Annotated in this window: 18 protein-coding genes, 1 tRNA gene and 1 riboswitch; of the genes, 13 read left to right on the forward strand and 6 right to left on the reverse strand. The window is 68.6% G+C overall.

Annotated elements, in window-relative coordinates:
* Positions 1 to 56: 56 nt before the first annotated feature.
* On the forward strand, positions 57 to 968 hold the full coding sequence (locus tag D1832_RS04865; RefSeq protein WP_241510866.1) for a glycerophosphodiester phosphodiesterase family protein: 912 nt from the start codon (positions 57 to 59) through the stop codon (positions 966 to 968).
* On the opposite strand, the gene D1832_RS04870 is transcribed toward D1832_RS04865, so the two are convergent.
* From D1832_RS04870 to D1832_RS04880, 3 genes are read right to left on the reverse strand one after another with little or no spacing between them, the layout of a single operon-like run.
* A complete protein-coding gene (locus tag D1832_RS04870) occupies positions 872 to 1,915 on the reverse strand; it encodes an ABC transporter ATP-binding protein (RefSeq protein ID WP_118912867.1) in 1,044 nt (347 codons plus the stop codon). The genes D1832_RS04865 and D1832_RS04870 overlap by 97 nt on opposite strands.
* Positions 1,912 to 3,642 carry an ABC transporter permease gene (locus D1832_RS04875; protein WP_338067288.1) on the reverse strand — a complete coding sequence of 577 codons (1,731 nt, stop codon included), beginning with the start codon at positions 3,640 to 3,642 and terminating at the stop codon, positions 1,912 to 1,914. Before D1832_RS04875 ends, D1832_RS04870 begins: the two co-directional genes overlap by 4 nt.
* Positions 3,606 to 4,724: a thiamine ABC transporter substrate-binding protein gene (locus tag D1832_RS04880; protein WP_118913023.1), complete on the reverse strand. Its 1,119-nt coding sequence runs from the start codon at positions 4,722 to 4,724 to the stop codon at positions 3,606 to 3,608. Before D1832_RS04880 ends, D1832_RS04875 begins: the two co-directional genes overlap by 37 nt.
* A 61-nt stretch (positions 4,725 to 4,785) precedes the next feature.
* A riboswitch (TPP riboswitch) is annotated at positions 4,786 to 4,895 on the reverse strand.
* A 105-nt stretch (positions 4,896 to 5,000) separates the two neighbouring features.
* Between D1832_RS04880 and D1832_RS04885 the strand changes: the two genes are divergently transcribed.
* The 4 genes from D1832_RS04885 to D1832_RS04900 all read left to right on the forward strand — a co-directional run bounded on the left by D1832_RS04885 (position 5,001) and on the right by D1832_RS04900 (position 10,244).
* Positions 5,001 to 5,336 carry a DUF4235 domain-containing protein gene (locus tag D1832_RS04885; RefSeq protein WP_118912868.1) on the forward strand — a complete coding sequence of 112 codons (336 nt, stop codon included), beginning with the start codon at positions 5,001 to 5,003 and terminating at the stop codon, positions 5,334 to 5,336.
* Positions 5,337 to 5,584: 248 nt separating this feature from the next.
* Positions 5,585 to 7,111 (forward strand): circularly permuted type 2 ATP-grasp protein, encoded by a 1,527-nt coding sequence (locus D1832_RS04890; RefSeq protein WP_118912869.1) that lies wholly within the window; start codon positions 5,585 to 5,587, stop codon positions 7,109 to 7,111.
* A complete protein-coding gene (locus D1832_RS04895; RefSeq protein ID WP_206609353.1) occupies positions 7,108 to 9,072 on the forward strand; it encodes a S9 family peptidase in 1,965 nt (654 codons plus the stop codon). Before D1832_RS04890 ends, D1832_RS04895 begins: the two co-directional genes overlap by 4 nt.
* A complete protein-coding gene (locus D1832_RS04900; protein WP_118912870.1) occupies positions 9,072 to 10,244 on the forward strand; it encodes an amidohydrolase in 1,173 nt (390 codons plus the stop codon). The genes D1832_RS04895 and D1832_RS04900 overlap by 1 nt, the downstream gene beginning before the upstream one ends.
* Positions 10,245 to 10,338: 94 nt before the next feature.
* Here D1832_RS04900 and D1832_RS04905 read toward each other — a convergent pair whose 3' ends face one another.
* Entirely contained in the window at positions 10,339 to 11,274 is a 936-nt protein-coding gene (locus D1832_RS04905) for a DUF559 domain-containing protein (protein ID WP_118912871.1), read from the reverse strand.
* Between the two features lie 149 nt (positions 11,275 to 11,423).
* Positions 11,424 to 11,858, reverse strand: a complete 435-nt coding sequence (locus D1832_RS04910; protein ID WP_047311114.1) for a nucleoside deaminase — start codon at positions 11,856 to 11,858, stop codon at positions 11,424 to 11,426.
* 64 nt (positions 11,859 to 11,922) lie between these two features.
* Between D1832_RS04910 and upp the strand changes: the two genes are divergently transcribed.
* A complete protein-coding gene (upp, locus tag D1832_RS04915) occupies positions 11,923 to 12,573 on the forward strand; it encodes a uracil phosphoribosyltransferase (RefSeq protein WP_047310555.1) in 651 nt (216 codons plus the stop codon).
* Positions 12,574 to 12,601: 28 nt separating this feature from the next.
* Here the strand turns inward: upp and D1832_RS04920 are convergent, their stop codons facing one another.
* Positions 12,602 to 13,663 (reverse strand): small ribosomal subunit Rsm22 family protein, encoded by a 1,062-nt coding sequence (locus D1832_RS04920; protein WP_118912872.1) that lies wholly within the window; start codon positions 13,661 to 13,663, stop codon positions 12,602 to 12,604.
* A gap of 137 nt (positions 13,664 to 13,800) precedes the next feature.
* Here D1832_RS04920 and D1832_RS15280 point away from each other — a divergent pair, with 137 nt between their 5' ends.
* The 7 genes from D1832_RS15280 (at position 13,801) to D1832_RS04950 (ending at position 19,067) form a co-directional block, all read left to right on the forward strand.
* On the forward strand, positions 13,801 to 13,977 hold the full coding sequence (locus tag D1832_RS15280; RefSeq protein WP_165357884.1) for a hypothetical protein: 177 nt from the start codon (positions 13,801 to 13,803) through the stop codon (positions 13,975 to 13,977).
* Between the two features lie 4 nt (positions 13,978 to 13,981).
* Entirely contained in the window at positions 13,982 to 14,872 is an 891-nt protein-coding gene (locus tag D1832_RS04925; protein ID WP_118912873.1) for a PH domain-containing protein, read from the forward strand.
* A gap of 39 nt (positions 14,873 to 14,911) precedes the next feature.
* Positions 14,912 to 16,486, forward strand: coding sequence for an APC family permease (locus tag D1832_RS04930; RefSeq protein WP_118912874.1), 1,575 nt, complete (start codon positions 14,912 to 14,914; stop codon positions 16,484 to 16,486).
* Positions 16,487 to 16,641: 155 nt separating this feature from the next.
* On the forward strand, positions 16,642 to 17,217 hold the full coding sequence (gene def / locus D1832_RS04935; RefSeq protein ID WP_047310558.1) for a peptide deformylase: 576 nt from the start codon (positions 16,642 to 16,644) through the stop codon (positions 17,215 to 17,217).
* 52 nt (positions 17,218 to 17,269) lie between these two features.
* Entirely contained in the window at positions 17,270 to 18,145 is an 876-nt protein-coding gene (locus D1832_RS04940) for an SMP-30/gluconolactonase/LRE family protein (RefSeq protein ID WP_118912875.1), read from the forward strand.
* A 98-nt stretch (positions 18,146 to 18,243) separates the two neighbouring features.
* Positions 18,244 to 18,316 (forward strand) — tRNA-Arg (locus D1832_RS04945).
* Between the two features lie 271 nt (positions 18,317 to 18,587).
* Positions 18,588 to 19,067 carry a lamin tail domain-containing protein gene (locus D1832_RS04950; RefSeq protein WP_118912876.1) on the forward strand — a complete coding sequence of 160 codons (480 nt, stop codon included), beginning with the start codon at positions 18,588 to 18,590 and terminating at the stop codon, positions 19,065 to 19,067.
* Positions 19,068 to 19,071: the final 4 nt, after the last annotated feature.

Here is a 19,071-nt window from a genome sequence, read left to right on the forward strand (position 1 = left end):
ACGTTGCATCGCGCGGAAGGGTCGAGCAACGTCCGGCGAACTCTCGGTGAAGCCCCTTGCGTGTCGCTGACGACGTCGGCGACGGTGAGCACGTGAGCCTCACCGACATCGCGGTCGCCCACCGGGGCGGCGCCGGCCTCGCGCCCGAGAACACCCTCGCCGCGTTCGAGATGTCGCACGCCCTCGGCCTGCGCCTGCTCGAGACCGATGTCCAGGTGACGAAGGACGGTGTTGCGCTCGCCTTTCACGACGCGACGCTCGCGCGAACGGCCGGGATCGACGCGCGCGTGCGAGATCTCACGTGGGAGGAACTGCGCGCCGTCCGGGTTGGCGGTGAGCCGATCCAGCGCCTCGACACCCTGCTCGACGCCTTTCCCGACGCGAGTTTCCTCATCGATCTCAAGACGGTGCGCGCAGCGGCCCCACTCGTCGACGCCGTGCGCCGCACGCGCAGTGCCGAGCGCGTCTGCGTCGCCGACGGCCGAGACACCTGGCTGCGCGATGTCGCCGAGACGACCGGCTGCGCGCGTTCGCTCGGCTGGCGCGGCCTGTTGACGCTCATGGGTGCAGCGAAGACGGGCACCCGAGCCCCGCGGCGCGTGCTTCACGGGGCGTTCGCCGCCCACATCGCCACCCGGCTGGGCGGCATACCGTGGATGGCGGATGCGCGAGCCGCCGCACGCCTGGTCGACATGACGCACGACGCCGGGCTTCGCCTCGTGACGTGGACCGTCAACGACAGCGCCCAGATGACCCGCTACCTCGACGCGGGCGTCGACTCCGTCATCACCGACCGGCCCGACCTGCTGCGTGAGGTGCTCGTCGCCCGCGACGCGTGGACGGCGCCCGAAGGTTCGCCGCTCGTGCGCACTCAGCCGAAGCGCACGGCCCCGCTGGAACTGACGCGGACGCCGACACGCGCGCCCTCGTCGAGCGTCGCGGCAGTCGGCGCGTCATCGCTCGGATAGGCGATCGCCTCCAGTTCGCGTCCCGGCAGCGCGTCGAGGGTGACGCTGACGTGCGTCGCCTCGCCCGACGCCGACACGCGCACGACCCTTCCGGCCAGAGCACCGGGAACATCGACCCCGACGACCCGCAGGCCACCGCGCCGCAGCGCCCAGGCAGCGCGTTCGAGGCCGAGTCGCTGTGCTTCGTCCGGGGTGAGGTGCGTGGTGAACCCGAGGAAGTCAGCGGTCTCCTCGTCCACCGGGTGAGCCCAGACCTCGCGCGTCGAGCCGTGCTGAACGATGCGACCGTCGCGCATGATCGCCATGTCGTCCGCGACCGTGAGCGCTTCGTCGTGATCGTGTGTGACGAAGAGGGCCGTCGCACCCTCGGCGAGCAGAACGGAGCGCAGATCGCCCGCCAGGCGTTCGCGCAGCGAGCGGTCGAGAGCCGACAGCGGCTCGTCGAGCAGGAGCAGCCGGGGGCGCGCGGCGAGCGCCCGCGCGAGCGCAACCCGCTGCTGCTGGCCGCCCGAAAGCGTTGCCGGACGGCGTGATTCGAGCCCCGAGAGGCCGACGAGGTCGAGCAGTTCGGCCACGCGGGGGTCACGGTCGGGAGCGGGTGTGCCCCGTCGCGCCAGCGCGTAGGCGACGTTGCCTGCCACGTCGAGGTGGCCGAAGAGTTGCCCGTCCTGGAACATGAGCGCGAAGTCGCGTTTGTGGGTGGGCACGCGCGTCACGTCGGTGCCGTCGAAGGCGATGCGACCGGCCCCGAGCGCCTGCAGACCGGCGACGGCGCGCAGGAGCGTCGACTTGCCGCACCCGCTCGGGCCGAGCACGGCGAGCACGCGCCCGCGCGGCAGCGTGAGGGAGACGTCGTCGAGTGCGGGCGTGGCGTTGCCGGCGAAGGTGACGCGGGCGTCCGTCACCTCGAGGCCGCCGGCCTCCTCCCGATCGTGGGACTGCGTCATCCGTCCATCCTTCCCGCGGCGCTGCCGCCGATGCGTTCCACGGCGGCCATGACGAGGGCTGTCACCGTCGCGAGCAACACGGAAGCTGCCATCGCGGCGCCGAAGTTGCCCGCGCCGGGGCGGCCGAGGAGTTGATAGATGAGCACCGGTAGCGTCGGCGATTCGGGCTGGGCGAGAAACGCCGTCGCCCCGAACTCGCCGAGCGAGACGGCGAGGGCGAACCCCGCCGCGGCGACGAAGGGACGCCACAGGTGTGGCAGGTCGGCCGTCATCCAGGCGCGCAACGGGCTCGCGCCGAGGGCGGCCGCGGCTTCACGCGACCTCGGGTCGAGCGAGCGCAGCACGGGTACGAGCGTGCGCACGACGAGCGGCAGCGCGACGGTGGCCTGCGCGATCGGGATGAGGATCGGCGAGCTGCGCAGATCGAGCGGCGGACGGTCGAGGGTGAGAAGGAAACCGAAGCCGACCGTCACGGCCGAGACGCCGAGCGGCAGCATGAACGCAGCGTCGAGGCCCGCAATGACGCGGCGGCCGCGCGGCGTGCGAGCCCGCCACGAGACGACGACCGACACCATGACGCCGAGCGCGAGCGCCAGCAGAGCCGCGTCGAGGGCGATGCGCCACGAAACCGAGAGGGCGGCCAGGGCGGCCAGTTCTCCGCCGAGCGCGCGGTAGTGCACGAGGGACCAGCCGTCGCCGTCACGCAGCGAGCGCAGGACGAGGGTGAAGAGGGGTGTGACGACGAGAGCCAAGGCGAAGAGGGTGGCAGCGAGCGCCGGGGCGTCGGATCGGGTGACTCGGCGCGGCTCGTCGGCCACCGCGACGCCGCGGCGCACAACGGAATCACTGCGCCGCAGACCCGAGCGGGCCCGCTCGGCGCCGAGCAGCAACAGCGCGACGAGGACGAACTGCACGGTCGAGAGCACCGCGGCGGCGCGCAGGTCGAGGAACTCGACCGTGAGCGAGTAGATCTCGGTCTCGAGCGTCGCGTAACGCAGCCCGCCGAGCATGAGCACGATGCCGAACGCCGTCGAACAGAAGAGGAACACGACCGTCGCGGCACTGACGACGGCGGGACGCAACGCCGGCCACGTCACCGTCCGGAAGACCTGGGCGGGCGATGCTCCGAGGCCGGCTGCCGCCTGCGCGGTGCGCGGATCGAGGGAGGCCCACATCGGCCCGACCGTGCGCACGACGACGGAGATGTTGAAGAACACCATCGCGAGCAGCACCGGCTGCCACGTTCCGTCCCACCCCAGCGCCGCGAGCGGCCCGCCGGGGGCGAACAGCGAGCGGAATGCCACGCCGACGACGACCGTCGGCAACACGAACGGCAGGACGACGAGGGCGCGCCACAGCCCCGCCAGCGGCACCCGCAAGCGGTAGAGCACGTGCGCGACGGGCAGCCCGAGCGCCACCGAGCAGCAGGTCGCGAGCGCCGCCATCCACAGCGTGAACCACAGCACGCGCAGGGTGCGCGGGCGGGTGACGACGTCCCAGGCACCCGCGAGGTCAACGCCCCCACCGTCGCCCGTGACGCCGCGCACCGCCATCGCGAGAACCGGCCACGCGAAGAAGATGCCGAGGAAGACGAGCGGCACCGCGGCGAGCAACGCGAGCACGAGCACGCGCGGGAGGGACGAGGTTCCCGCGCGTGCTCGTGCTGCCGGCGCAGCGACGCCGTCACGGCTCACTTCGACGTGACGTCCTTCCACTGCGTCAGCCACGTCTGGCGCTTCTCGTCGATCTGCGCCGGCGAGACGTCGATCGTCTTCTCGGCGGGTTTCACCGTCTTCGCCCACTCGGGCGGCAGCTCGACCGAGGAGTCGACCGGGAAGACGTACATCGAGTTCGGCAGCGACTTCTGGAAGCTCTTGCCGTTCATGAAGTCGATGAACGCCTTGGCGCCCTCGGGGTTCTTCGCGCCCTTGATGACGCCCGCGTACTCGTTCGAGCGGAAGCACGTGTTGCCGAGCGCCGACGTCGTCGACTTGCCCGAACCGTCCACCGTGAACGCCGGCGAACTGTCGTAGCTGACGACGATCGGGCGGCTGCCCTTGCCCTCACCGGCCGTGTAGTCGACGTTCCAGGCGTCGCTCCAGCCCGACGTCAGCTTGAGGCCGTTGCTCATGAGCTTCGTCCAGTACGGCTTCCAGCCGTTCTCGCCGTACTTGCCGACCGTGGCGAGGAAGAACGCCATGCCGGGCGAACTCGACGAGGCGCCTGGCGCCACCATGAGGTTCTTGTACTCCGGCTTCGTCAGGTCGTCGAGGCTCGCCGGCTTCTTCTTGTTGTTCTTCGTGAACCACGCGTCGTCGACGTTGACGCACACCGACGCCGTGTCGATGGGCGACAGCACGCCCTTGCCCTGGCCGTCCGGCAGGTCGTACGTCGACGTCGACGTAGCGGCAGCCTTCGACGTGTACGGCTCGAGCACGCCCTCCTTCGTCACCCGCGACGCGAACGTGTTGTCGATGCCGAAGACGACGTCGCCCGTCGGATTGTTCTTCGCGAGCACCAACTTGTTGGCCAGGGTGCCCGCGTCGCCCGACTTCGACACCTTCACGGTGTAGCCGGTCTGCTTCATGAACTCGTCCATGACGGCTTTGTCGGGCGCCCAGGACTCGTGGGTCACGAGCGTCACCGTCTTGCTCTTCGCATCCGACGCTGACGCCGACGACTTCGTCTTCGTGTCACTGACGCTGCACGCCGACGTCGCCAACACCGCAACACCGGCCACCAGCGCAGCGACCGTCGTCGGCACGGGGTGGGAACCACCCGTCCGCTCGGTCACGTGGAACTTGCTCATCACGACGTCCTCCTCACCTCGAGTGAGGGACCACGTCCGCAAGCGGCACGAGCCGCGCACGAGCGGGTGAGTCTCGACTTCCTCCGCCGGTGCTAACCGGTTCAGGTTCGAGGGTTTGGTGCCCTACCTCGGCACGATCTCAGCGCAACGTGCGCTCCCCTGTCGTTCGCAGGCGACATTACACGTCGACCAATCGGCCCGCACGACTGGCGAACACACAACACCGCCTGCGAATATGGGAACAAGACACTTACCACCCTTGGAAGGGGAGACAACATGGGCAACCTCGTCTGGAAGGTACTCAGCCTCGGCGCCGGAATCGTCGCCAGCAAGGCAGCCACCACCGTCGCGACCAAGGGCTGGAAGACCGCCACCGGCAAGAGCCCGCGTAGCGCCAAAGACCCGAACGCCGGCATCCTCGAAGCCGCCATCTACGCCGCCATCTCCACCGGCGCCCTCGTCGCCGCCAAGATGTACGCCGAGCGCCGCGCAGCCGACTACTACACCAAGTCCGCCGGCCACCCGCCGCAGGCGCTCGTCAAGCGCGCCGAGGAAGAGGCCAAGGAAGCCAAGAAGGGCAAGAGCCAGGCGCCTGTCGTCGTCATGAAGTGATTCCCTTCGTGCTGTCGCACCGAGCGTGGCGGCCTCGCAGGCTCGGCCGTCACGCTCGGTGCGACAGCACTCGGGGGAGTCCGCTTCCAGCGGGGTCGCGCACTCAAGGAGTGTTGCGGCCCCGTTGCCGTACCCGGCGCTCATGCCGCGGGTCTTTTCTCCCCCTTCGGGGTGAAGTGTTACGACGCGTCATGACGGGAGTTTTCGCGTTCCTTCCGCCGCACCGCGACGCGCTGTAGCGTCATCGCATGACGACGACGTCCGCGGGTGAAAACCCCACCAACAGCGGCCCCCACGAGGGCGTTCCCGGCGCGTTCTCCGCGTACCGCGACTACATCCCCGCCACCGAGGGTGTGCACGATGAATCCGTCACCGCCGACGCCAAGATGCGGCCCGACTACTGCACCGTCCTCGGCAGCATCGAAGCCCTCGGCTCCGAACGCCTCACCGCGCGCCTCCGGGAAACCGCCGATGACCTCGAAGAACTGGGCGTCACGATCAACTCCAAGGACGGCAACCGCCCCTACCCCATCGACATCGCGCCCCGCATCATCACCGCCGAACGCTGGGCCGAGATCAGCGCAGGCCTCGAACAGCGCGTGCGCGCGCACGAGCTGTTCCTGCGTGACGTCTACGGCCCGGGCGAAATCCTCAAAGCCGGCCGCATCGACCGCGAGGTCCTGCGCCGCGCGCCCGGATACTCCAAGGACGGCCACAAGGTGCCCGAAGGGTTCGTCCGCGCCGGCCTGTGCGGGCTCGACCTCGTCTCCCCCTCCGCCGGCGAGTGGATCGTCCTGGAGGACAACCTGCGGATGCCCGGTGGGCTCGGCATGAGTCACATCAACCGGCGCATCCTCGAAGACCACTTCGCCGAGATCCTGCCCACGCCCGGCAAACTGCGTCACCCCCGCGAGGCCTACCCCATCATGCGCGAAGCCTTCCTCGCGGCAGCAGCTCTCGTCGAGGGCGCAGACGCCGACGACGACTTCGGCCTGTGCATGGTCTCCCCCGGTGAAACCGACACCACGTGGTACGAGCAGAACCTCGTCAGTGGCGAAATCGGCGCGGCCCTCGTCACCGCCGACAAACTGCTCGTCGACGACGGCATCCTCTACCGCCTCGACGGTGACCATCGCCACCGCGTCCACCTCCTCAACCCGCGGATGGGCGAGGAGGAACTGTTCGGCTCCGAGGGCGCCGACGGGCTCAAGCTCGGGGAGACACTGCGCGACGTCATGGCTGCCGGTGCCGTCACCATCATCAACGCCCCCGGCAACGGTCTCGCCGACGACAAGGCCGTCTACGCCCTCGTGCCCGACATGATCGATTTCTACCTCGGCGAGGAACCCCTCATCGGCCAGGTGCCGACGTTGCTGTGCTCCGACGAGAAGCAGCGCGAGGAGGTCCTCGACCGGCTCGACGAGCTCGTCGTCAAGCCCATCGACGGCTACGGCGGCACCGGCATCACCGTCGGTCCCGAGTGCTCCGAGGACGAACTCGAGGAGCGACGCAGCGAAATCCGAGAGACGCCGGCGCGGTTCGTCGCGCAGGACATCATCCCGCTCTCCACACTGCCGACGCTCTCCGACGGAGCATTCGCACCCAGTCACGTCGATCTGCGAGCCTTCGTCATGCAACGCCCGGACCCGGACGACCCCTCGCGCACGATCGCCCAGACGGCGCCCACCGCGATGACGCGAGTCGCTCCGGTGGGCACGATGATCGTCAACGTCTCCGCGGGCGGAGGCGGGAAGGACACCTGGATCAAGTCGTGAGCTTCAACCCCCGAACGAGCGAGACATCGCCCGCCCGGCCGTCGGTACGCCACTCACTTCACCCGTGCCTGTCCCCCGACGGCAAGCTGCTCGCCGCCGTCGTTATCGACGAGGACGGCTACCCGCACGCCGTGCAACGTCCGCTCGCCACACCCGACGGCGTCGGTGCCGGCCCCGAACGCACCGTGCCCATCCCGACGCCGGGCCCGGTGCGCAACGTCGCGTACTCCCACGACGGTCACTGGATCGCCTGCGAGGTCGGCCCCGACGGTGGTGAGCGCGAGGAGATCTGGCTGTTCACCACCGACCCGGACGACCAGAGCGCGGTCAACCCGTTCGAGTTCACCGACGCGACCGTGCAGATCGTGTGCTGGGACGGCGCCGAACTCGCCCTCACCGCCATCGACGACTCAGGTCTGGCCGAAGGTCGCGTCCTGTCCGCCGTCACCCAGGACGTGCGCGTCGTCGACCGGCGGGTCGGCGGCGAACTCGTCCACGTCCGCGACGGCGTGGCGCTGTTCCGCGTCGGTTCGCGTGGCCACCGCGAGTTGTTGCGCGTCGACGTCGGCGGCGCCTGGTGGCCGCTTCTGCCGCCCGACCCCGGGTCGACGACCGACGCCGGCGTCGTGCTCGACGCAGGGCACGAGAGCGGCGTCATGCGAGCCCTCGTGCGCAGCGACCACCACGGCGAACGCTTCCGCCTGCTCGACGTGCGCGTCGGCCCCGACGGCACCGACGTCCGTGAACTCGCCGCGCGGGCCGACGCCGATCTCGACGAGTTCTCCGTCAGCCGTGACGGGTCCACCGCCACGCTGCTGTGGAACCACGACGGTCGCAGCCGCATCCAGATCCTCGACCTGCGCTACGGCGAACCCCGCGAACTCCCCGCGCCGCGCTTGCCGAAGGTCGTCGTCACCTCGCCGTCCCTCACCGCGGACGGACGGCTGCTCACGTTCTGTGTGCAGGGCCCCGAGTTCCCACCGCGCGTCGTGCTCTGGGACGTCGCGCACGGCACGTGGACCGGCGACGAGCCCGGCGCGAACCTGTCGCCCGAGGATCCGAGGCCACCCATCGGTGCGCCCGGCCCGCTCGCGCGCTACAGCGCGGAGCCGAAGGGCGAAACGGCAGCGCCCGACCCCGAGGCCGACGAGGCTGACTCACGTCCCCTCACCGTGCTCGTCGACGCCGGCAGCGCGACGTTCGTCCCCGAACTCGTGCGCTACCCCGCACGCGACGGCCTCGAGCTCACGGCGTGGGTCTACCGCTGCGGTGACGAGCCCGCGCCGACGATGGTCTACTTCCACGGTGGCCCCGAGGGGCAGTCGCGGCCGAGCTACAACAACGTGTTGCGTCAGGCCGTCGACGCGGGCTACACCGTCGTCGCGCCGAACGTGCGTGGTTCGTCCGGCCAGGGGCGTGCGTTCAGCCACGCCGACGAGCGCTACTCGCGCCTGTCAGCCATCGACGACGTCGCCGACACCGTCGCCTACCTCGTGAAGACAGGCATCTCCGACCCCGAGAAGATGGTGGTCAGCGGACGCTCGTACGGCGGCTACCTCACCCTCGCGACGCTCGTGCGTCACCCCGAGCTGTGGCGTGGCGCCATCGCAGCCTGCGGCATGAGCGACCTCGAAACGTTCTACCGCGACACCGAGCCGTGGATCGCCGTCGCCGCTCTGCCGAAGTACGGCCACCCCCTGCAGGAGCGCGAACTGCTGCAGGAGTTGTCGCCGATCCACGGGCTGGGAGAGGTCGTCGTTCCCGTGCTGTTCGTTCACGGCGCGCACGACACCAACGTGCCCGTCAACGAGACACGTCAGGCCATCGCCGTCCTGGAGTCGAACGGGGTGGGCACCGACCTGCTCCTGTTCGAGGACGAGGGCCACGAGTTCGTCAAGAGAGCCAACCGGCACCGCCTCGGTGACCGGGTCGTCGCATTTCTCGAGGAGGTACTGGACTGATGTTCGGTCGAGGCAAGGGTTCCAAGGCATCGGAGGGCGACCTCGCCGCGCAGGTCGTCGAGTGGCGACGGTGGCTGCACGAGAACGCGGAGCGTTCGTACGAGGAACACGAGACGACGGATTACGTCGCCTCAGTGCTCGAGGACATGGGCCTCAAGGTTCACCGCTTCGACATGGGCACCGGCCTCTGGTGTGACGTTCCCGCCGCCGACGGGACCTCGTCGAAGGACGTCGTGGGGCTACGCGCCGACATCGACGCCCTGCCCATGACGGAGGACACGGGGCTCGACTTCGCGAGCGCCAACGAGGGCGTCAGCCACGCGTGCGGGCACGACGCGCACACGGCCATGCTGCTCGGCGCCGCGTCGCTGCTCGTGGCCGACCCGCCCCCGCAGCCCGTGCGCCTCATCTTCCAGCCGGCCGAGGAGACACAGCCCGGCGGTGCGAAGAAGTGCGTCGAGGAGGGCGTCACCGACGGTCTGACGCAGCTCATGGGGTTGCACTGTGACCCACACCGTCCCACCGGTGAGGTCGGAGTCATCGCCGGCCCCATCACCTCCTCGAACGCCAACTTCGGCATCACCGTGACGTCGTCGGGCGGCCACACGGCCCGCCCGCACGAGACGGGCGACACGATCTTCGCCGCTGCGCAGATCGTCACCGGGCTGACGGCGGCGCTCGACCGCCGCGTCGACCCGCGCGCCGGCGCGGTGCTGACGTTCGGTTCGATCAACGGCGGCAGTGCGGTCAACGTCATCCCCGCGAAGGCGGAGATGTGGGGCACGCTGCGCGGCGCGAAGCGTGACGTGTGGGAGATCGGCGAGGAACTCGTCACGACGTCCGTAGCGTCGATCGCGGCCACGTTCGGCGTGGAGGCTGAGGTCACGTACACCCAGGGGCCTCCGCCGGTCATCAACGACGAGGAGTGCGCCGAGCGGGCGCGCGCGGCCGTCGTCTCGGTGTTCGGTGAGGAGGGTGTCGGCACAGCGGAGCAGTCGTCCGGCGGCGACGACTTCTCCTGGTACCTCGACTCGGTGCCCGGCGTCTACCTGCGCTTCGGCGTCCACTCCGGCAAGGGCAAGGAGACCGACCTGCACCACCCGGGGTTCCTGCTCGACGAGGACGCCCTCGCCGACGGCGCCCGCCTCTTCGACGCCTTCGCCCGCGGCTGACACCACGCTCCGGCCCACATGGTGACAGTTGGGGTACTTGGTGACGGTTGAACGTCACCAAGTACCCCAACTGTCACCAACTTCTCCGGGGGCTTCACGCCGCTCGCGTGACAGCCATCGCCTCGCGGATTGTTCGAACCACCCGAACCGGCGCCGACAGGTCGCTCCAGGTGAAGCGCACCACGACGTAGCCAAGTCGTCGCAGTCGCATTTCGCGTCGCTTCTCGGCACGCAGCGCCTCGGGGTGCGTGTACTTCACCATGCCGTCGAACTCGAGGACGACACGAGTCCCCTCGACGAGGAAGTCAACGCGGGCGAACGGGAGCGACTCGTCGTCCCAGATCTCCACCTGCGGAATCACTGCGATTCCGGCATCCCGGCAGATCAACCGCAGGAGTGATTCGCCGGCGGATTCGATCGCTCCGTCGGCGAGCTCGACCACGGCACGAGCCTGCCCGACACCGGCCTTGCGACCGTAGGCGACCAGTGCTGATTCGAGCTCCCCCGGGGTTCCGCCCTCGAACAGGTAGGAGTCGGCACTCACGACACCCGCCCGCAGACCTTCGTGTGCGGCAACCTCGATGGCTGCCTCAGCGGCAGCCTGCACACCCAGCCCATCGACCTGCTCCGGCGCCTCGCCCCAGGCCCGACGGCACACGAAGTCGTCGCGCCGCGATTGCACCCGTGGGCGGCGCGCCACTTCGATGCGGTCAGGGAAGCGCAGGACCGCGAGCCGGTGAGCCACGAGGGCGGATCCGCCGATGAGGTGCGCCCCCGGGAGCGTCTGCAGGAGTGCCTCACAGCGGCGCACATGGTGAAGTCGACGAGCGGCGAAGTGGTCCATGTCCGCGGCGCACGGATCGACGATGCCGTACGCCCCGTAGCTGTACGACGTCACGAAGCCTGCGCGACGCCACGCCCTCAGCGTTGAGACGTCGATCCCTGCGGAGGCGAGATCGCGTCGGGTGACGTAGGTGAGGCCGTCTGCCAGACGGCGGGCGAGATACGGCGGTAAGGGAGCGGCGGGCATGTCTCAAGGCTGGATCGACTCGGCAACGTTGTCACGCATGGCCATCTCGACCCTGTGGATAACTCGGAGTTGGTGGCAGTTGGGGTACCTGGTGACGGTTGAACGTCACCAGGTACCCCAACTGTCACCAACTTCTGGCGCCTTCTGCGTCAGGCGCGGCGGCGGTGGAAGAAGTCGGTGAGCACCTCGGCACACTCGGCTTCGCGGATGCCGCCGACCACCTCGATGCGGTGCGTGGAGCGGGAGTCACGCACGACGTCCCACAGCCCACCGCACGCGCCGGCCTTGCGGTCCCACGCGCCGAGCACGATGCGCGGCAGCCTCGCCTGGACGGCGGCACCGGCGCACATGAGGCACGGTTCGAGCGTGACGACGAGCGTGCACCCGTCGAGGCGCCAACTCCCGCGGGACGTCGCGGCCCGCCGCATCGCGACGATCTCCGCGTGCCCGGTCGGATCGCCGTCCGCCTCACGCAAGTTCGCGCCGACACCGATGACGGCGCCGCCCTCGTCGACGACGAGCGCCCCCACCGGAACGTCCCCCGCAGCCGCCGCTTCGCGCGCTCGGGCGAGGGCGTCCGCCATCCACGTCGCATACGTCGTCTCGACGGCAGGTGCTGCAGGCAGGTCCACGGGTTAAGTTTGTCCCATGCGTGTCATCGTCGCCGACCACCCGCTCATCTCGCACAAGCTCACGACGCTGCGGGACAAGCGCACCGACTCCCCCACGTTCCGCCGTCTTGCGGACGAACTCGTCACGCTGCTCGCGTACGAGGCCACGCGCGACGTGCGCGTCGAAGAGGTCGACGTCGAGACCCCGGTGACGAAGGCGCGCGGCATCAAGCTCGCCACGCCGCGTCCTCTCATCGTGCCGATCCTGCGCGCCGGGCTCGGCATGCTCGACGGCATGGTGCGGCTGCTGCCGACGGCGGAGGTCGGCTTCCTCGGCCTGGTGCGCAACGAGGAGACCCTCGAGGCCACGACGTACGCCAACCGTCTGCCCGACGACCTCTCGAGCCGCCAGGTCTACGTCGTCGACCCGATGCTCGCCACGGGTGGCACGCTGGCCGCGACGATCGACTACCTCGTCGAGCGCGGCGCCGACGACATCACCGCCGTCGTCCTCATCGCGGCGCCCGAAGGCGTCGAGAAGCTGCGCGAGCTCACGTCGCACATCAACGTTCCGATCACCGTCGTCACCGGCGCGATGGACGAGAAACTCAACGAGAACGGTTATATCGTGCCCGGCCTCGGCGACGCGGGTGACCGCCTCTACGGCATCGCGAAGAACGACGCCTGAGATTCGCCGTCACTGGCGGCGCGACGGCTCACCCCAGGTCGATCGTGTCGCCCCAGCCGATGTCGCGTGCCTGCTTGTAGAGCGCGCCCTGCTTCTTGCTCACGACGGCGCGGCGCACCTGTCCACTGGCGTTCGAAGCATCGCTCGACTCGCACACCTGCAGTTCGACGAAGCCCTTGTTCTTGCGCGGGTGCCGAATGACGCGCGTCGGCTGCTCACTGGCTGACGCGTCGGCGGCCGGAGCCGCGAAGCCCTGCGCGAGATGCGCCGGTCGTCGCACCATCGCGACGTAGCTGAACTTCTCGTCCTCGTGCGACAGTTCGCCGCCCTTGATCTGCCGGTGCACCGACGAGCGATTCACCCGGGCCGCGAAGTGACACCAGTCGGGCTCGTCCTTCGCCAGCAGGGGGCACTCGCCTTGGTGCGGGCACGGCGCCGCCACCTGCCAGGTCTCCGCGAGCAACTGATCGCGCGCTCGCAGGATGCGGCGGTAGCCGTCCGGCGTCCCGGGTTCGACGATGACGATGGCGCGCGTCGCAGCAGCAGCCGCCTCGGCGACGATCTTGTCGGCCTGCTCGCTCGTCAGTTCGCTGAGCACGTACGAGACGGTGACGAGGTCAGCCCCACCCGCGGACGGCGACCCGACGGAGACGTTCCACGACCCGACGCGCCCTTCCTGCCATACGGTGCGCGCGAGCGCGGACACCCCGCTGGCCTTCGCCAAGCGCTGCCCCAGGTCGAGTGCTTCGGGCACCTGATCGAGAACGCTCACTTCCTCGAGCGAGTCGAAGACGTCAGCGGCCGCCCAGGCCGCGGCCCCCGTCCCGCCGCCGAGGTCGGCGAGCGAACGCACGGAGCCCGCCTCGAACGTCCCCGATGCCGCGAGCGCCCGCAGCGCGGCGCGCACCGCGCCGAACGTCGCCGGCATCCGGTAGTGGGCATAGGCGAGGACGTCGACCGGCTTGGCGAGGATGGGGTCGGACGCCGCAGCGACCGCGCGGTAACGCGTCGACAGCCGCTCGACGGCCGCCGTCAACTGCGTGAGCGCCGTCCCCGAGGCCTCGCGCTCGAGGGCTTCACGCAACGTCATCGACAGATCCACAGGCGCGAGCCTACTGATCCGTGCCCCGGCGCGCCTTCTTCGCTCATACCCCAGGCGCTGGAAGAATGCACGAGTTGCCCGTCCCTCTTTGGGCGCGTCGCCCACCCGAGAGAGAAGACATCGAAATGGACAAGATCAACTTCAAATCGATCCTGAAGTTCTTGTTGTTCGCGTTCCTCATCTACGCCATCTTCAGCTCGCCCGGTCAGTCGGCGGACGTCGTCCGCTCCATCGGTAACGTCCTGCGCAACGCGGTCACCAACCTGGGCGAGTTCTTCGACGCGTTGCTCGGCAAGAGCTGACGCCATGGGCCCGCTGCGCCCGACCCGCCCGTCCGAGAGCGTCGCCGGGTACCTCGCCAGGAACGAGCACGTCGTTCTCGAGATGAAGCAGCACTGGGCGCAGCTCCTGCCCGCCCTCAGCTCCTGTCTGCTCGGCCTCGTCCTCGTCGTCGTCGCGGGCCTCAGCGCCCCCGCCTGGATGGGCCCGGTGACCAATGCGGCCTGGTGGATCTGGCTCGTCCTCCTCCTTCACTTCGTCTGGCGCCTCTTCGAGTGGTGGGACAAGACCTTCGTCATCACGAACAAGCGCCTCATCCTCCTGCACGGCCTCTTCTTCAAGAAGGTCGCGATGATGCCGCTGTCCAAGGTGACCGACATGTCGTACAACCGCTCCCCTGCGGCGCGCATCCTCGGTTACGGCACGTTCGTCATCGAGTCGGCCGGCCAAGAGCAGGCGCTCAACGTCATCGACTACGTGAGCGAGCCCGACTCGAAGTACCGCGAGATCTGCGGTCTCATCTTTGGCGTCGGTGACGACGAGGGCCACCCCTCGCGGCATCCGCATCATTCGGACGAGGTGTTCGACCCGTACCGCGACGAAAACAAGACACTCCCGGTCCGCGTTCGCACGCGCGACACGCAATTCGGGACAGACGAACGTCCCGGTCGCACCCGCGGACCGGTTCCGCGCTCCAGCGATGAGACCGATCCTTACGGAATGGTCACATTCAGCCGTCCGCTCTGGGCCGACGAGTGTGACCGTGCTTACGGTGAATTTCGTGACGTGGGCGAGGAATCGGACGACACGGACGATGACTCGGCTTGGTCGGTGAGCCGCGAACACGCGACCGCCCCACAGACCATCCGGCGCTCTCGGTATGCGGACACACCCTCCACATGGCGAGACGGCGAGTAATCTCACACGGTTAAAACTCACCTGTGGAAGGTCGCTCCTATGAGCCTTTTGCGTACCAAGTCGATCGAGGCTTCGATCGCTGACTCGGAGGCGTCCGAGTTCCAGCTGAAGAAGAATCTCTCGGCTCTCGACCTCACCGTTTTCGGTATCGGCGTAATCATCGGCGCCGGTATCTTCACGGTGACCGGCAGCGCCGCCGCCACGATGGCCGGCCCCGCCATCGTCCTGTCGTTCCTGCTCGGCGCCGTCTGCTGTGGCCTCGCCGCGCTGTGCTACGCCGAGCTCTCCTCAACCGTGCCTGTCTCGGGTTCGGCCTACACGTTCTCGTACGCGACGATGGGTGAACTCATCGCCTGGATCGTCGGTTGGGATCTGCTCCTCGAGCTGATCCTCGCCGCCGGCGTCGTCGCTCAGGGCTGGAGCGCGTACTTCAACATCCTGTTCGGCGAGTGGGGCCTCAAGCTGCCCGAGAAGCTGCAGGGAGGCACCGGCTGGTTCGACCACTTCGACCTCGCCGCCTTCGGTCTCGTCGCCGCGCTGACCTGCCTCATCGCCGTCGGCATCAAGGAGTCGCTGCGCATCAACTTCGCGCTCGTGGCTGTCAAGGTCTTCATCGTGCTGTTCATCATCGTGATGGGTATCCAGTACATCGACTCGAAGAACTACACCCCTTTCATCCCGCCGGCTCAGCCGCTCGAGGGTGAGTCGCAGACGATGCACCGCCCGCTGTGGGAGATTCTCACGGGCATGGAGCCGCAGGCCTTCGGCGTCATGGGCGTCATCTCAGGTGCCGCCCTCGTGTTCTTCGCCTACATCGGCTTCGACGTCGTCGCGACGACGGCCGAGGAGACCCGCAACCCGAAGCGCGACCTGCCGATCGGCATCATCGGCTCCCTGGTCATCTGCACCATCCTTTACGTGTCCGTCTGCCTCGTCATCACCGGCATGGTGAAGTACGACAAGATCGACCCGAAGGGAGCGCTCGCAGCAGCCTTCCGAGACGCGGGGCACCCCGGTTATGCGCAGATCATCTCCGCAGGTGCTGTGGCTGGTCTGGCCACCGTCGTCATGACCCTCATGATCGGCGCCACCCGCGTCATGTACGCGATGTCGCGTGACGGCCTCCTGCCGCGCGGCATGGCCAAGACGAACCCCAAGACGGGTACGCCGGTGCCGATGACGCTCGTCATGGGCTTCCTCATCGCGGTGGCTGCGGCCACCATCCCGATCGGCGAGTTCGAAGAGATGGTGAACATCGGTACCCTCTCGGCGTTCTTCCTCGTCTCGCTGGCCGTGCCGATCATGCGCAAGGCCCGCCCCGACCTCGAGCGCCCGTTCAAGGTGCCGGGCAGCCCGGTGCTGCCGTGGCTGTCGGCGGCGATCTGCCTCTACCTCATGCTCAACCTGCCGGTGGAGACGTGGCTGCGATTCGCCGTCTGGCTCCTCATCGGCTTCATCATTTACTTCGCCTACGGTCAGCGCCACTCGCGCGTCGGTCGCAACCCGCAGTTGCAGGGCGGCGTCGGTGACGGCGTGTACGCCACCGACCTCGACTCCTCGGTGGGCGAAGGATTCACGAAGGACGAGCGCTACTCGTCCGACGAGCGCCACTGACGCTCACCTTCGGGTCACGAGGGCCTCGCTCCGGCAATCTGCTGGGGCGGGGCCTTCGTCGTGCCCGGCTCGGACACCTGAACGGCCGCGTAAACTTGGCTGGTCGCCCCGAGCCCGGAGCGGCCACCCGCCCACGTCACACCAGAGGTTCGTTCATGGCCATCCGCCCCATCACCATCGTCGGCCACAAGGCTCTGCACTCCCCGACGAAGCGGGTCAAGGAGATCACGGACGACATCCGCACCCTCGTCGACGACATGTTCGAGACGATGGAGGCCGCGAACGGCGTCGGCCTCGCGGCGAACCAGGTGGGCGTCAAGCAGCGCATCTTCGTCTACGACTGCCCCGACGACGACCTCGGCGAGAACCGCAAGGGCGTCGTCATCAACCCGAAGCTCGAGAAGGGCCGCGTGCCCGCCGGCGAGGCCGACGAGGAGAACGACAACGAGGGCTGCCTCTCGGTACCGGGTGAGCACTTCCCGACGGCGCGCGCCGACTGGGCGAAGGTGACGGGTACCGACCTCGACGGCAACGAGGTCGTCCTCGAGGGGCACGGCTTCTTCGCCCGCATGCTCCAGCACGAGACCGACCACCTCGACGGCTACCTCTACCTCGACCGCCTCACCCCGACGATGCGCCTCGAGTCGCGCGAGGCCGTCAAGGACCGCGGCTGGCAGTACGACGGCCTGACGAAGTGGGACCCGGCCACCACGAAGGCCGAGGACGTTTGAGCCTAGTCCGGCACTCGAACCCACCATCTTCGCGGGAGGCTAGCCTGGGGCCATGAGGGCCGAGGCAGTCTCCACACCGCACACGTACCACGGCGAGGGTGTCATCTGGCACAACGACTGGGGCAACGGGCACGCGGCCCTGCGCTACGTCGACATGCTTGCCGGCGACGTGCTCGAACTGCAGGACGACGGCGACGTGCGTCGCTTCCACGTCGGCGACGTCGCGGCAGCGCTGCGCCCCCGCCTCGGCGGCGGCGCGATCGTCGCCACGGAGCGCGGCTTCGCGCTGACACGCTCCGCCGACTTCGACGACATCGAGCGCATCGACGACCTGTGGCCCGCCGATCACGAGCCGCGCACCCGTTTCAACGACGGCGGATGCTCCCCCGACGGTTCCTTCTACATGGGCTCCATGGCCTACGACCAGAGCGAAGGCGCCGCGTCGATGTGGCGCCTCGACCCCAACCACATGCCGTCGCACGTCTTCGGCGACGTGACGATCTCGAATGGCCTGTGCTGGTCGCCCGACGGCACCCTCGCCTACTACAACGACACCCCGACCCGCACGATCCAGGTCTTCGACTGGAACCCCGAGGACGGCCTCGTGAACCCGCGCCCGTTCGTCCGGCTCGAGGACGGCATCGGCTACCCCGACGGTCTCACCGTCGATGCCGAGGGCGGCGTGTGGACGGCACTGTTCGGCGGGTCCGCGGTTCGCCGCTACGACGCCGCCGGCGAGCTCTCCGAGATCGTCGAGGTCGGCCCTTCGCAGGTGACCTGCCCCGCCTTCGGGGGCATCAACCTCGACACCCTCTACATCACGACGTCACGCGAGAACCTGCCCGACGACGCGGAACCCGAGGCGGGCGCGCTCTTCGCCTGCACGCCCGGTGTCATCGGTCTGCCGACGCTCCCCTACGGCGGCTGAGCAGGCCGTCAGCCCGTGGCAGGAGCCGATTCGCGTTTCGACCTGCAGATGTGTAAAGTTCTATCTCGTTGCAACGCGCGATAAGCGCCTCGCAGCCCGCACCCGTAGCTCAACGGATAGAGCATCTGACTACGGATCAGAAGGTTTGGGGTTCGAATCCCTACGGGTGCACTCTGTGTTGAGACAGATGGGAGAGGCCCTCACTTCGGTGAGGGTCTCTTGCTTTGTTCCCGAAACCTCCTACGCCCGGATGTCACACCTCTCCCGGCGAACGGCGCACCTCCGGCGGTAGTTGAACGTAAAATCAAACTGGCTGTCATCGCAGCCACGAAGCGCCTCCCCTCGAGCACCTGCAACGGCCCGCCCCACAAGGCGCGGTCCACGTCAGGATGACGCGTCAGGGTCGGGTGCACGACCACGCCTGATCCTGAAGGACATTTCCATGCGCACGGTGCCCGTACTCGCCACCGCCACGATGATGCTCGCTGCCCCGATGCTGGCACCGGCCGCTCAGGCGGCACCCGCCGTGAAGTTCTCGCGCTGGGTCGTCGACCTGCCGGGCAACGACAAGGTGACGGCTGCCAACCTCAACAAGGAGTACATCACCCTCACCAACACGACCGCGACGACGATCACCGTCGGCGGCTACCGCGTTTCGGACGGGGGCTCCAAGCACGTCTACGTCATCCCGAAGGGCTTCAAGCTCGGGGCCAAGAAGTCGGTCGTCATTCGCTCCGGCCAGGGCAAGAACTCCTCGACGACGCTCTACTGGGGTCAGGCTGTCAAGGGCCTCAAGCCGGTGAGCCGCAACAGCTTCGTGTGGAACAACAGCGGTGAAACCGCCACCCTGCGCAACGCTGCCGGCAAGGCCGTCCACGTCTGCACGTACAAGAAGAACAAGAGCGGCTCGACATCCTGCTGACCGG

Source organism: Dermacoccus abyssi (assembly GCF_003515945.1).
In the GTDB taxonomy this organism is placed as follows: Bacteria; Actinomycetota; Actinomycetes; order Actinomycetales; family Dermatophilaceae; genus Dermacoccus; species Dermacoccus abyssi.